Source organism: Candidatus Neomicrothrix sp. (assembly GCF_035329545.1).
In the GTDB taxonomy this organism is placed as follows: Bacteria; Actinomycetota; Acidimicrobiia; order Acidimicrobiales; family Microtrichaceae; genus Microthrix; species Microthrix subdominans.
This window is the reverse complement of record NZ_DAOLGP010000017.1, coordinates 20,906-34,574: the sequence shown is the minus strand read 5'-3', so window position 1 is coordinate 34,574 and position 13,669 is coordinate 20,906. Positions and strand designations below refer to the sequence as shown.

The window sequence follows — 13,669 nt, the reverse complement described above, 5'->3', positions numbered from 1 at the left end:
ACTCAAGCCGGCCGTGAGGGCCGAAACGTCACGCAAGCGTGACAAAACCCTCCGTTTGGTTACGGTTTGGTAACGATAGCGGGTCTTCGAGGACATGTGGGGTCTTTCGCCGAGGTTTCTGGCCAGTGTGACGCCTTGCACGCGTCGTGTTGGTGGATCATCGAGGGTCTCGCGACCCGCTGACAACGGCCCGGCCCCTTCGTACCGTGCCCCCCGTGAGTTGGTTCCGTTTCATCCCGACCTCCCTGCCCGATCACCCGCTGGGTGACCTGGCCCACCTACTCCGGCGACAACGGGCTCCCCAGGTGCTCGGCGCGCTGGCGTTGGCCCTGCTCAGCGCCGGCCTCTTGCTCCGCTCCGAGGCCAGGGCCGCAAGCGCCGAGCACCGCTGGGGAACCCTGAGCTCGGTCGTCGTCGCCCGCCACGACCTGCGCGCCGGCACCGAACTGGGGGCGACACAGGTTCGATTGCGCCGCCTTCCCACCGCCACGCTGGCATCCGATGCGCTGACCGAGGCTGCATGGAACGAGCTGGCGTCGGCCGGCGGGCCCCCGGTCATCGACCGCAACGTCGCCGAGAACGAGCCCATCCGGTCCGGCATCCTCGTCGGCGATGGGGCCCCTGGGGCGGCACGGGGCTCGGTGGTGGCGTTCCCGGACGGCACGCTGGCCCCTCGGCTCGACCCGGGCGATCACGTCCGAGTGGTCGCAGGTCAGTCGCTTGAGGCTGGGGCTTTCGACGGCGGAGGGGGATCGTTTCCATCGACGTCAGCCCTCAGTGGTGTGGTCGTCGGTCCGCCCACCGCTCCAACCGATGACGCCGGTCCGGCCGACCGATCACCTGGATGGATCGCCTGGGTGGCGGTGTCACCCAGGGACGCCGACGAGGTGGCGCAGATTGCGCTCTCTGGCTCAGTGGCGCTGGTGCTCGACAGCCCGAGCCCCAACGGTTCGGTTGACGACCGCCCAACCTCCGACGGGCCGGCCTTTGACGACCCTGCCAGGGTGCCCCGCTAGCGCCCGCCGAGCGACACGTCGTCGATCACGATCCAGGGCATCGAGGAACCCGACGGCAGCCGTTCGAGCTGACCACCGACGGCGATCACCCCGCTGAGCAGTCGCTGGACCGTCGACGCCAGCGTGATCTCCCTCGCCGGCTCCGCCACCTGACCGTTGCGGATCATCAACCCATCGGCACCAACCGAGAAGTCACCCGAGATGGGGTTGACCCCCGAGTGCAACCCGGTGAAGGAGTTGACCAACAGCCCATCGCCCAGCGTGGCCCGCAACTGCTCGGCAGTCCCGACGCCGGGCGCCATGGCCAGAGCGATCGCGCCGGCGCCGGGCAGCGAGCGGCTGCCCCTCACCGCGCAGGCGTTGGAGGACACCCCAAGGCGGTTGGCGGTCGTGCAGTTGAGCAGGAAGCTCGACAGCATGCCGTCGGAGATCAGCACGTTGCGGCGGCAGGCCAGGCCCTCCCCGTCGTACTCTTCGGCGCCCAGGCTGTCCGGGTCGGTCGGGTCATCGACGAGGGTGAGGGACGAGGCCGCCACCTCCTCGCCGAGGCGGTCGGCGAACGGCGACCGGCCCTTGACGACCGCTTCACCCGACAACATCCCCGCCACGATGCCCCACAGCGTCGCTGTCAGCCGTGGTTCCAACACGATCGGCATGCGGGCGCTCGGCGGCTGCGATGCACCGAGCAGGCGCGTCGCCCGCTCGACCCCATCGGCGGCGATCTCGGCCAGGTCGAGCAGCGCCGGATCGCGTGTGGCGTCCCAGCCGACGCCGATCTGGGTCTCGCCGTCGGCCACCGCCAGCGGCTGGGTGGCCGCCGAGCAGTGCGATCCGGACGAGGCGACGTCAATACCCTCGGTGGACACCAGCGCGCTCGAGCCCCACCCGTCGGAGTAGCTCGCCACCCGGACGCCGCTCACCCTGGGGTCGAGCTCGATCGTGCGGCGCTCGAGCTCCAACGCCCGGGCCACCTTGTCCTCGACGGGAATTGCCGCGACCAGGTTGTTACGCAGCGCCAGCTGGGCCGCCACCTCCACGCCGTCGGGCCGGGCGAGCGCCAGGTGCGGGTCGACCTCGGCGAAGGCGACGTTCTCACGTGCCTGGCCCAAGGTGTCGGCGATGACGTCGTCGGCGAGCGACCCCGCATGGGCGAAACCGACCCGGCCGTCGACCACCACCCGGATGCCCAGGGAGGCGGTCACCGACGCGGTCAGCGACTCCACCTGGCCGCCGTGCACCTTGACCGCCGTTCCCTCGTTGCGGGCCGCAGCCACCTCGACGTACTCGCCGGCCTTGGCCTGATCGCGCACCCGTCCGCACAGGGCCCGCAGCTCGGCCTCGGTCGCCAGCGCTGCCTCTCCCCGGTCGCCCCGAGCGTCACCCGATCGGTCCGTTGTCGTTGCGTCGCTCATGAACCCGCCAGGCTGAGGCCCTGGATCGACAGGCTGACGCCGGCAGCGTCGATTGGGAACCACGATTCATCGTCACCGACTGCGATCACGTCGGCCAGCATGCGCTGGAGGGTCGAGGCGACGATCGCCTCCCGGATCGGTTCGGCCACCTCGCCGTCGCGCACGCGCAGCCCCTCGACCCCGCAGCTGAAGTCGCCCGACGTCGGGTTGACGCCCGAGTGCAGCCCGGACACCTCGGTGACGAGGATCCCGTCGCCCACCGAGGCCAGGACGCCCTGACGGGTTGTGGAGCCGGGCACGAGGCGGACCGCCCGAGGACCGACGTTCAGCGAGGATCCAACCCGGATCGCCGAGCCGGTCGAGGCTGTGCCGAGCGCTGCGCCGGTCACCGAGTTGTGCAGATAGCTGGTCAACCGGCCACCGTCGATCAGCCCGACCTGGCGACAGGCCAGGCCCTCGTCGTCGGTGCGCGATGCCCCGGGACCGAGCGGGTCGGTGGGATCGTCGAGCAGCGACAGCAGCGGCGAGGCCACCGACTCGCCCAACCGGTCGGCGAAGGGCGAGCGTCCTTTGCGCACCTCCTCGCCGGAGAGCATCTCAGCGATCACCCCGAGAAACTGGGCGGTCACCCAGGGGTCGAGCACGGCATCGACGCGACCGCTGGGCGGCCGGGTGGCGCCGAGTAGGCGCACGGCCCGCTCGACCGCGTCGGCGGCGGTACGCTCGACGGAGAGTTCCTCGGCGCTGCGGCCCACGGCGAAACCGAAACCGGTTTGGGTCTCGGACCCATCGGACGCCATGGCGTAGACGGACAGGCCGGCGCCGCTTTCGCGCTGGGCGGCTCGCACGCCGGCAGAGTTGGCGACCGCCGACACGATCACCGAGTCGCCGTAGTCGGCGCCCTCGACCCCGCACATGCGGGCGTCGCCCCCGAGCACCGCGGCCTCGAGCGACAAGGCCAGATCGGCCTTGTCGTCGACCGACAACGCCTCGATACGCGCGTCGTACAGCTCGATGTCGGGCGGCCGCACGCCGTCGGGCGATGCCACCGCTGCGGTCGGATCGACACCGGCGTCGGCGGCGTTGGTGCGGGCCTCGACGAGCAGTTCGGCCAGCGCCGCCGGGTCGGTGAGGGTGGCGGTGGCCACCCCAGAGCGCCCGTCGACGATCACCCGGACGAGTGCACCCTCGGAACGGGCCGAGGACAGCGACTCGATCGCGCCGCCGTAGGCACGGATCTCGGTATCGACCGAGGCGCCCAAGCTGACGTCGATCTGCTCCCCCGGACGGGCGGTGGACACCAGGTCCTCTGCCCGACCCAACAACTCCTCGGGATCGACGAGGCCGGCGGCACCCGGCGACCGACCGGCTGCGGCGGAACCGGTGCGGGCGCTCACGCTGCGGTGCCGCCGACCGTCAGCCCACCCACCCGCAGGGTAGGAACCCCATCGCCCACCGGCACGCCCTGGCCGTCCTTGCCGCAGGTACCCGGGGAACCCATGGCGAAGTCGTTGCCCACCGCGTCGATCGAAGCCAGGGCCGCCGGGCCGTTGCCGATCAGGTTGCCGTCCCGCAGGGGCTCGGTGATCTTGCCGTCCTCGATCAGGTAGGCCTCGGTCATACCGAAGACGAAGTCGCCGGTGGCCGTGTTCACCTGTCCCCCACCCAGGTGGGCGATGTACACGCCGGTCGGGGTGCCGGCCACGATGTCGTCCGGATCGGACTCGCCACCGACCAGATAGGTGTTGGTCATGCGCACCATCGGCAGGTGCTGGTAGCTCTGGCGGCGCCCGTTGCCCGAGCTCGTGCGACCCTCCTTGCGGGCCCGCAGCAGATCCCACATGAAGTCGGTGAGCACGCCGTCGGAGATCAGCACGTTGCGCTGGGCAGGCCGGCCCTCATCGTCGATCGCATAGGCGCCCCACTCCCCACCCATCGTGCCGTCGTCCACCAACGTGACCAGCGGCGAGGCCACCTGCTCGCCGACACGTCCGGCAAACACCGAGGCCGCCTTGTTGACCAGGTCGGCTTCGAGGCCGTGCCCGCACGCCTCATGAAACATCACCCCGCCCCCGCCCGGGCCGATCACGACCGTGCGGTTGCCCGACGGCGCCGGGCGGGCGGCCAGCTTGGTGATGGCGCGCTGGGCGGCCCGGCCGGCCAGCTCTTCGACGCTGTGGTCATCGAAGAGCTCGAAGCCCACCGTGTGGCCGATGCTCTCGCGGCCGGTCTGCAGGCCGGTGTCCCCGCTGGCCACCGCCGATACCGAGAACAGCGTGCGCACCTGATCGTCCGATGCGAGAACGCCGTCGGAGTTGGCCACCTGGATGCGCCTGCGGGAGTCGCCGTAACGGGCCGACACCTGGCTGATCGACGACCCGGCCGAGCGGGCCGCATCGTCGGCGCGTCCGAGCAGTTCGACCTTGGCGCTGGTGGCCACGTCGCCGGGAAAGAGCCGAACCACCGAAGGGCTCGGGGCGTTGACCGTCGTGAGCTCCACCATCGTCGTAACGCCCTTGCCATCGCGAGCGGCTGCTGCGGCGGTTCGGGCGGCTGCGGACAGCCCCTCGGGGCTGAGGTCGGTCGTATGGGCGAAGCCGGTCGACTCCCCGACGACCACGCGGATACCGGCACCGCGATCGCGCCCGGTGGCCACGTCCTCCACCCGACCATCGTCGAGCACCGCCGAGGTGGACCGGCGATCCTCGACGAACACCTCGGCGAATTCGGCGCCGCCGCTCAGGCCGGCTGCCAGGACGTCGGACATGACGGATTGGTCGATCACGTGCGCTGCTCTCGATCGGGGACATATGGTCGGCCGGCCAACCTACCGCCCGGACCCGGCTCCACCCCGACGCCCTCGCAGGCCCCTCGCGGCCAGGGCACTAGCCTGCCGAGACCGTCGTTCGACGGGTGTCACCCCGTCAGGGAGCAGCCATGTCCATCACACCGGGACTCCGCGCCGAGATCGAAACCACGGTCGCCGAGACCGACACCGCCCAGGCCCTGGGGTCGGGCGACGTGCCCGCGCTCGCAACCCCCCGGCTGCTCGCCTGGTGCGAGTCGGCGTCGATCGCGGCGCTGGGGGACGCCCTCGAAGCCGACCGGACGACCGTCGGCATGCGGGTGCAGTTCGAACACATCGCACCCTCCGCCGTCGGCGCCACGATCACGACCGAGTCGATCCTCGAAAAAGTCGAGGGCCGGCGGCTGACGTTCACCGTGTCGGTGCGGGAGGAGGGCCGTTTGGTGGCGGCCGGCAAGGTCACCCGGGTGGCCATCGGTCGCGACGAGTTCCTGGCCAAGCTGGACTAGGCACCATGGTCCGCACCGTCGCCCAGCTCCGCACCCCCGCCCTGCTGATCGACACGCCCACCTTCGAGGCCAACCTGGCCGCAATGGACGCTGTACTGCCCGGGCCCCGGTTGCGGCCGCACGTCAAGGCGACCAAGAGCACCACCCTGGCCCGTCATCTCGCCGAGGGCGGCCATCGGTCTTTTTGCGCGGCGACACCGCGCGAGATCGAGGGCCTGGTCGCCGCCGGGCTGGTCGACGATCTGTTGCTGGCCAACGAGACCCTCGACACCGCCCGCCTGGGCGCGCTGTCCGAACGGGCCAACATCACCGTGGCGGTCGATTCGAGGGCGACGATCGAGGCGGCCGCGTCCGGCGGGGTCCGCTCGGTGCTGATCGACGTCAACGTTGGGCTACCCCGCTGCGGCTGCGAACCGGCCGAGGCCCCGGCCCTCGCCGAACTGGCCCGGTCGTCCGGGCTCGAGGTGCGAGGGGTGATGGGATACGAGGGCCACCTGCTGATGGTGACGGATCGCGCCGAGCGGGCACAGCGAACCGCTGAGGCGATGGCACTGCTCACCCACGCGGCCGACGAGGTGGGTGGCGACGTCGTGTCGGGCGGAGGTACCGGCACCTTCGACGTCAACACGTCCTGCACCGAAATTCAGGCCGGCTCCTACGCGCTGCTCGACACCGACTACGACACCCTCGACCTGCCCTTCGCCAAGGCACTGTCGGTGCTCGCCACCGTCATCTCGGTGAGCGCAAAGGGATGGATCATCGCCGACGCCGGGCTCAAGGCCTTTGGCATGGACCACGGCAACCCCTCCTGGGACGACGGCGAGGTGTTCTTCTGTTCCGACGAACACATCACGCTGTTGCCCACCGACGCCGTGTCCTCCAATGGCGCAGCATGGAAGGTGGGCGACCGGGTGCGGCTCTGGCCCGCTCACGTCGACCCGACCGTCGCCCGCCACCAGCGATACCACCTGGTCGATGGCGACGACGTGGTCGATGAGTGGGAGATCGACCTGCGTCACTGGTAGCTCACAGCCACTGGTCGATCGCTCCGCTGCCCCGCCGACGACCGGCAGTACCCTCGGCCGGATCACCACCGAGGACCCATACGCCCCTGGCGGACGCCCCGGCCACGCCGGCCCCGGTGTCGAACCGCTCAGCCCCATGCGGCGCGCCCTGGCGAGCACCTGGCTGAGGGTGCTGCTCAGCGCCGCCATGTTGGGCCTCCTCCTCTGGCAGCTACCCGACGTGTCGCTCAACGACCTCGTCCCCACCTGGACCGCTGCCACCCCGGCATGGATTGCGCTGGCACTGGGGTTGCAAGGCGCCGCACTGTCGATTCAGGCGGTTCGCTGGCAACGGGTCCTGGCCCTGTTCGACCAGCGACTGCCGATGCGACACCTGCTGTCGATGACCTGGGCCGGGCAGTTCGTCTCCAACGTTCTGCCGACCGCCTTCGGCGGCGACGTCGTGCGCATCGCGCGCTCCGCACCCGAATTGGACAGCGTCGGCACCGCGTTCGCCTCGATCACCCTGGAACGGCTGACCGGCTGGGTGGTGTTGCCCGTGATCAGCCTGGTCGCCCTGGCCGTCCACCCGTCGTTGCTGTCGGCGGGCACCCCGACCGCCCTGGCGCTCGCCATCGACGTCGGAACCCTGATCGCCCTGGCGTCCTTGCTGATCGCAGCCGGCCATTCCTCGGTGGGGCGCGTCGCCACGGCGCGGGTGGTCGCCGACGAGAACCCCAGCGGTTGGCGGGGGCTCCTCTTCGGGGTGTACCGGGGTGTTCGCGCCGCCCGCACCTACCCGTCACGCGCCGCCACCGTGATAGCCGCAGGGGCGGCGTTCCAGTTGGTGCTTTGCGCTGCGGTCTGGGCCGAGGGGCAGATCGTCGGCATCGAGGGCCTGACACTCCTGGCCGTGCTTGCGCTGTTTCCGCCGGTGGCGATCGCCCAGAACCTTCCGATCGGGCTTGGCGGCCTCGGCGTTCGAGAGGGGGCATTGGTGATCCTGCTGGGAGCGCTTGGAACCCCGGACGCTCAGGCGATCGCCCTTGGCCTGGTGCACTACCTGGCGACGGTGGCCGTGTCGGCGCTCGGCGCTCCCGCCTTCGCCGCCGGATACCGTCCAACCAAGCCCGGCCGTGCCGACCCCGAGACACCGCTGCCTGAGTAGGCTCGTTTTTTGTACAGGGAGCGGCCCGGCATCGAAGTGCTCTCATTTGTGGAGGTGACCAGCGTGCTGCTGGAGCAAATTTCCAGTCCCCAGGACATCCGACGGATGGACCCGGCCCAACTCGCCCAGCTGGCGGAGGAGATCCGCGCGTTCGTGGTCGACGCGGTCAATGCCAGCCCCAGCGGCGGCCACCTCGGCTCCAACCTCGGCGTGGTCGAACTCACGTTGGCGTTACACCGCAGCTTCCATTCTCCCCACGACGTGATCCTGTGGGACACCGGCCACCAGGCCTACGTCCACAAGCTGCTCACCGGCCGACGCGAAGGGTTCAGCACCCTCCGCCAGGCCGGCGGCATGTCGGGATACCCCAGCCGGGCCGAGTCCGAACACGACTGGATCGAGAACTCCCATGCCTCAACCGTGCTGTCCTATGCCCAGGGCATGGCGACCGCGCTCGAGCTGAGCGGCGGCCCCAAGCGGCACGTCGTCGCCGTCGTCGGCGACGGGGCGATGACTGGGGGGATGGCCTTCGAGGGGCTGAACAACCTGGGCCACAGCGGCCGCCGGGTGATCACCATCCTCAACGACAACGGCCGCTCCTACGCCCCGACCGCCTCCCGCTTGGGCGACAGCCTGGTCAAGCTGCGCGCCCACCCGATGTACCGGCGCAACACCGCCCGGATCGAGCGTGTGGTGCGCGACCTGCCGGGCGGCGAGGTGCTCGGGCGGGGATGGGACTCGGCCACCCACGCACTCCGCGACATGTTCGAGCCGCCGGCGTTCTTCGAGGACCTCGGCGTGGCCTACCTCGGCCCGCTCGATGGCCACGACATCGATGCCCTCGAGCGGGCGCTCGCTGCGGCCAAGGAGATGGACGGCCCGGTCGTCGTCCACGTGCTCACCCAGAAGGGACGGGGATACGCCCCTGCCGAGAACGACTCGGTCAAGCACCTCCACGACATGGGCTCGGTCAAGCCGGGCAGCTACACCGGCGCCTTTTCCGAGGCGATCGTCGCCGAGGCCGAAGCCCGGCCCGAACTGGTGGCGCTCACCGCCGCGATGCCCGACTCGACCGGGCTGTTACCGATGATGGAGCGCTTTCCCGACCGCGTCTTCGACGTCGGCATCGCCGAACAGCATGCGGTCACCTCCGCTGCCGGCATGGCGATGATGGGTCTCCGGCCGGTGTTCGCCGTGTATTCGACGTTCCTCACCCGGGCGATCGACCAGGTGAACCTCGACGTCGGGCTGCACCATCAGCCGGTGCTCTTCTGCCTCGACCGAGCTGGGGTGACCGGCAACGACGGGGCCTCCCATCACGGCGTGCTGGACATGGTGCTGTTGACCAAGGTTCCCGACATGGTGGTCTTTGCCCCGTCGTCCTACCAGGAACTGCCGCAGATGATGACCGACGCGCTCGACCTGTGCGACGGCCCGGCGGCCATCAGGTGGACCAAGTCGGCGGCGCCTCAGGTTCCACCCGACCAAGTCGGTTCCGGCCTGTCCGCCCGGTGTGCACGCGCCGACGAGGACGCCGAGGTGTGCCTGATCGGCGTCGGCAGGATGCTCGCCGCTGCGCAAGGGGCCGCCGACCGCCTCGAGGCCGAAGGGGTCCCCTGCACGGTCTGGGACCCGCGCGTGGTCAAACCGCTCGACGCCGAGATGTTGGCCGACGCCGCTCGGCACCGCCTGGTCGTCACGATCGAGGACGGCGTACGCGAGGGTGGCGTCGGATCGGCGATTGCCGACTCCCTGCGAGACCTGGCTCCGGTCGGGGGTCCCGATGTGCGGGTGCTCGGCGTCCCGGTCGCCTACCTGCCCCACGGGGAGGTCGACGCCATCCTGGCCGACCTGGGCCTCGACTCCGCCGGGGTTGTCGCCGAGGTGAACGCTTGGCGCAGCGCAAAGGCCAGCCAGACCAGCTGAATTGGGGCTCAGCGGTCGTCGACGTACGGCCCTGGGTCGCCCGGCCTCAGGTTGCCGTCGCTGGACCCATCTGGCGAACCGTCGACGTGTTCTGCATCGGCGGCGGCCGTCGCCTCGCTCAGGGCGTCGAGCACCACCTGAGATGTCGTCGCCTGACGAAGAGCGCCGATCCGACCGACGGCGACCGGGACGGGACGCTCACGATCGACGACGAGCGCCACGCTCCAGCCGTGACCGCTCAGCCGTAGCGACGGTCGGGGATCGGAGCGGACCGCCGCACCGACCCTGCCGACCGGTGTCGACACGATGGTCCTGCCCGCCACAGCCATCTCCAAGCGACCCGCTGCGATCGCCAGTTCGCCGCTGTCGCCGCAGCGACCCTCAGCGTCGACCCGGCGGGCGCCGACCCGCACCTCGACCCGGCCGTCGAGACGAACCACGCCGAGCGGCTGGCGTGCCCACCACAGGGCTGCAACGCGGGCGGAGATCATGCCGGTCACCCCCACCACCACCAGCACCACAGCGATCGCCACGGCGTGAAGCTACCGGAGCCGGGACGGCGCACCGAGGTTGCATGCCGACACGCCCGCAGCCACAGACCTGTTGGCTGGCGGCCCCTGATGGTGATGACGTGTCCGGCGCCCCATGGACATCACCAGAGGTCGTCGGTACCCTTCGTGTTCGGATACAACCGTACGCGGTTGTGTGACCACCGTCAGGGCGCGAGCGGCAGTAGGCCTTGGAGGTGGACCGGGAAATCACCTTGGCGGATGATGAACCTTGTACCCAACAACGACTGGCAACCGGCCGGGCGATATCGACAGGTATCCGGACCAGCGCGGGTCGGGGCCGCTCGGGACGCGACCCGAACCGAGGAAGCCCTCAACGACCACGTCCGCTCCGGCCGTCACGACAACACGACACCGCCGACTCCCTTGGGTGTGCCCTTTGCTGGTGGCAGAGATCCGGACACGCCGACGACCGACCACCCCGATCCAGGCCCGGACCGCCCCGTCACCGAGTCGGACCAACGGTCGGAGGCGGGCGGGCGTCGAGTCCGACCGACCCTGGCCGTCCTCATCGGGGCTCCGACCCTGGTCGTCGTGGTCCTGGCTGCGCTGATCAGCCTCTACGCCCAGGGAGAGAACACCGCAACCGAGCGGGTCGCAGGCCGGATCAGCTCGGCACAGGATCAATACCGGGTCGCGGCCGACGCCGACCGGGCGGTCTCCCAAGCGCAGGTCGCGGTCAACCAGGGTGTCATCACCGCCACCAAACTTGCGTTGGACCGGGCCGAACGCGTGCTCCGCCGGCAGTCGGACGAGTTGACGGCCATCATCGAACGTGCCGAGAGGATTGCCGGGAACGCCGATTTCGACAGACCGCTCGCGGTGCTCTTGGCGTCGAACCGATCGTATCTGGACGGGACCCTCCGTCTGATCGAGTTTGCCCGGCGCACTCCCGATGCTGCCCAGGCGGCCCTTGGGTTCGACCGCGAGTCCTACGAGCAGCGCCTCGCCGAGCACGAGGCCCTCAGCCGGGACCTGTCTCGCGAGCTCAACCGACTGACCGCCGAGCTCGACGACCAGCGGGGCGAGGACGTCCTTCTGTTTCCGCTCCTCCCCCTTGCGCTCACAATCGTCGCGTTCGTGCTGGCTGTGTGGGCCTGGCGAGCGACCGTCAAACCGCTGCGCCGAGTCTCCCGAACGCTCGATCAGGTCGCCCATGGACATTTCCAGGTGCGCTCCGATCTGGGCGGCAACGACGACCTTGGGCGCGTGGGGCAGGCGACCGATCGCTTGGCGCAGCGCCTCGGGAACCGGTTCTCCACCCTGTCCGACGATGCCCGTCGCAACGCCCAGAACCGGGTGATCTCCGAGACGCTCGAAACCGCCGATTCGGAAGCCGCCACGTTTGCGGTCGTCGAACAGGCGATGGGACTGTTCGCTCCCGGCCTTCAGGGCGAGTTGCTGTTGCTCGACGCAACGTCGGGCGACCTCGGTGAGGTGGCAGCCAGCCCGAGTTCCGGTTCGCCCGGATGTCCGGTGACCGATCCGACCGACTGCGTGGCGCTGCGGCGCGGGCAGAGCACCGTGTTCGACAGCTCCGAATCGATCAACGGATGCCCGATGCTGCAAAACCGGTCCGGTGGGCCCATCTCGGCGTTGTGCATCCCGATGACGTTCAACTCGTCCCCGCTGGGGGTGATCCATCTGACCGGGCCCGGTCAACAGCCCCCCGACGGACCCACCAGCAACCAGTTCGTAGCCTTGGCGACCCAGACCGCCAGCCATGTCGGGGCCCTGCGCACCCTCGAGTTCACCCGTCGTCAAGCGAGCACCGACGGGCTGACCGGCCTTGCCAATCGGCAGGTGATCGAAGCGAACGTCGCCCGGTTGCTCAGACAACGCACCCCGTTCGTCGTCGTGCTCGCCGACCTCGACCGGTTCAAGTCGATCAACGACCGGTTCGGACACGAGGCGGGCGATCGGGCCCTGCAGACGTTTGCCACCGTCGTGTCCCAGAACGTGCGCGGCGCCGATGTGGTCGGGCGCCTTGGCGGTGACGAGTTCGTCATCATCTATCCGGAACTCTCGGTCGCGGCGGCGGGCGAAGCGATCGAGCGCCTCCGAACCGCGTTGGGCGAGGCCGTCGCCGGCGGGCTGATCGTCCCGTTCACCGCCAGCTTCGGGCTGGTGCACTCGACGATGGGCAGCGACTTCACCGATCTGGTTCGACTGGCCGACGCCGGGCTGCTGGTGGCCAAGGAGCAGGGCCGCGACCGCACCATCGCCGCCTCCCCCGAGCTGGTCCGGCAGGTGTTCTCCGCCGAGCGTCCCACTGGGCACTGAGGGCCGGTCTCACTAACGCTGGCAGCTCCCGCACCACACCGTGGTGCGGGCATCCACCACTGCGCTGCGCAACGTCGAGCCGCAACGCAGGCACGGCAACCCGGCACGCCCATAGACCTCCAGCCGGTGTTGATGCTCGCCGCTCGACCCATCGAGCATCCGGTAGTCGCGCAGCGTCGTTCCCCCTTCGTCGACCGCCTCGGCGAGCACGTCGACGATGGCGCCGTGGAGCGCCTCGGCGCGATGCCGACCCAGCCCGGTCCGTCGGCGAGGATCGATCCTCGCTCGCCAGAGCGACTCGTCGACATAGATGTTGCCCAGGCCGGCGACGATGCGCTGCGAGAGCAGGGCGGTTTTGATCGTCCGCGATGTGGCGTTGACGCCTGCCCGCAACAGCGATGGGCTGAACATTGGGTCAAACGGTTCGGGCCCCAATGCGGCCAGGGTTGGCAGCCCCGAGTAGTCGCCGTGGGCGACGACCGCCAGGCGGCCGAAGCGTCGAACATCGCTGAACACGAGCGTGCGCCGATCGTCGAGGGCCCACCAGGCGCGCACGTGGTCACCTTCAGGCGGCATATGAGAGGTCCCCGGGGTACGGGAAGGACGCAGCGACAACACCCCGGTCATTCCCAGGTGCACGACCAGCTGAGAGTCGGCCGGCGGACCAAGCTCGGTGTGGGGCGTCCGTCGTTGGGCACCGTGGGGGTCGGGCGGGGAACTCAGATCGGCCAACAGGTACTTGCCCCGCCGACCCACCGAGACGAACCGCCTCCCGATCGCTGCGGGGGCCTGGGCGAACTTCGCCGACGGATGCCCCCACGCCTCGATCACCGTCGCCCCGGCGAGCTCTGGATCGAGGGCGGCACGGATCGTTTCGACCTCGGGAAGCTCGGGCATGGTGATACTGGTTACTGCGGGGCTCGACCGATGCCGGGGCGCCCGCAACAAACCGGTGTTCTCCCACCGTCTCAGGTAA

At 70.0% G+C, this 13,669-nt stretch carries 11 protein-coding genes; 6 read left to right on the top strand and 5 right to left on the bottom strand.

Translation table 11 applies throughout. From position 1 onward, the window contains the following. Positions 1–215: 215 nt before the first annotated feature. Positions 216–1,016: an SAF domain-containing protein gene (locus PKD89_RS10945; RefSeq protein WP_289011922.1), complete on the top strand. Its 801-nt coding sequence runs from the start codon at positions 216–218 to the stop codon at positions 1,014–1,016. On the opposite strand, the gene PKD89_RS10940 is transcribed toward PKD89_RS10945, so the two are convergent. Genes PKD89_RS10940 through PKD89_RS10930 form a run of 3 tightly spaced genes read right to left on the bottom strand, consistent with a single transcriptional unit; the run spans position 1,013 to position 5,213 of the window. Continuing rightward, positions 1,013–2,428, bottom strand: a complete 1,416-nt coding sequence (locus tag PKD89_RS10940; protein ID WP_289011924.1) for a TldD/PmbA family protein — start codon at positions 2,426–2,428, stop codon at positions 1,013–1,015. The two genes, PKD89_RS10945 and PKD89_RS10940, sit on opposite strands and share 4 nt — an antisense overlap. After that, positions 2,425–3,825: a TldD/PmbA family protein gene (locus PKD89_RS10935; protein ID WP_289011926.1), complete on the bottom strand. Its 1,401-nt coding sequence runs from the start codon at positions 3,823–3,825 to the stop codon at positions 2,425–2,427. The genes PKD89_RS10940 and PKD89_RS10935 overlap by 4 nt, the downstream gene beginning before the upstream one ends. Then, entirely contained in the window at positions 3,822–5,213 is a 1,392-nt protein-coding gene (locus PKD89_RS10930; RefSeq protein ID WP_289011928.1) for a TldD/PmbA family protein, read from the bottom strand. Before PKD89_RS10930 ends, PKD89_RS10935 begins: the two co-directional genes overlap by 4 nt. Before the next feature lie 152 nt (positions 5,214–5,365). On the opposite strand from PKD89_RS10930, the gene PKD89_RS10925 reads away from it, so the two are divergent. The 4 genes from PKD89_RS10925 (at position 5,366) to dxs (ending at position 9,841) form a co-directional block, all read left to right on the top strand. Further along, positions 5,366–5,743, top strand: a complete 378-nt coding sequence (locus PKD89_RS10925; RefSeq protein WP_287377242.1) for a thioesterase family protein — start codon at positions 5,366–5,368, stop codon at positions 5,741–5,743. A 5-nt stretch (positions 5,744–5,748) separates the two neighbouring features. Continuing rightward, complete coding sequence (locus PKD89_RS10920) at positions 5,749–6,768, top strand: alanine racemase (RefSeq protein WP_289011930.1); 1,020 nt, start codon at positions 5,749–5,751, stop codon at positions 6,766–6,768. Next, positions 6,737–7,915, top strand: a complete 1,179-nt coding sequence (locus PKD89_RS10915) for a lysylphosphatidylglycerol synthase transmembrane domain-containing protein (RefSeq protein WP_289011932.1) — start codon at positions 6,737–6,739, stop codon at positions 7,913–7,915. Before PKD89_RS10920 ends, PKD89_RS10915 begins: the two co-directional genes overlap by 32 nt. Before the next feature lie 66 nt (positions 7,916–7,981). Further along, positions 7,982–9,841, top strand: coding sequence for a 1-deoxy-D-xylulose-5-phosphate synthase (gene dxs / locus PKD89_RS10910; protein ID WP_425591246.1), 1,860 nt, complete (start codon positions 7,982–7,984; stop codon positions 9,839–9,841). A gap of 8 nt (positions 9,842–9,849) precedes the next feature. Here dxs and PKD89_RS10905 read toward each other — a convergent pair whose 3' ends face one another. Then, positions 9,850–10,374 carry a hypothetical protein gene (locus tag PKD89_RS10905; protein ID WP_289011936.1) on the bottom strand — a complete coding sequence of 175 codons (525 nt, stop codon included), beginning with the start codon at positions 10,372–10,374 and terminating at the stop codon, positions 9,850–9,852. A gap of 237 nt (positions 10,375–10,611) precedes the next feature. Between PKD89_RS10905 and PKD89_RS10900 the strand changes: the two genes are divergently transcribed. After that, entirely contained in the window at positions 10,612–12,693 is a 2,082-nt protein-coding gene (locus tag PKD89_RS10900; RefSeq protein WP_289011938.1) for a diguanylate cyclase, read from the top strand. Positions 12,694–12,705: 12 nt separating this feature from the next. Here the strand turns inward: PKD89_RS10900 and mutM are convergent, their stop codons facing one another. Continuing rightward, positions 12,706–13,590 carry a bifunctional DNA-formamidopyrimidine glycosylase/DNA-(apurinic or apyrimidinic site) lyase gene (gene mutM / locus PKD89_RS10895; RefSeq protein WP_289011939.1) on the bottom strand — a complete coding sequence of 295 codons (885 nt, stop codon included), beginning with the start codon at positions 13,588–13,590 and terminating at the stop codon, positions 12,706–12,708. Positions 13,591–13,669: the final 79 nt, after the last annotated feature.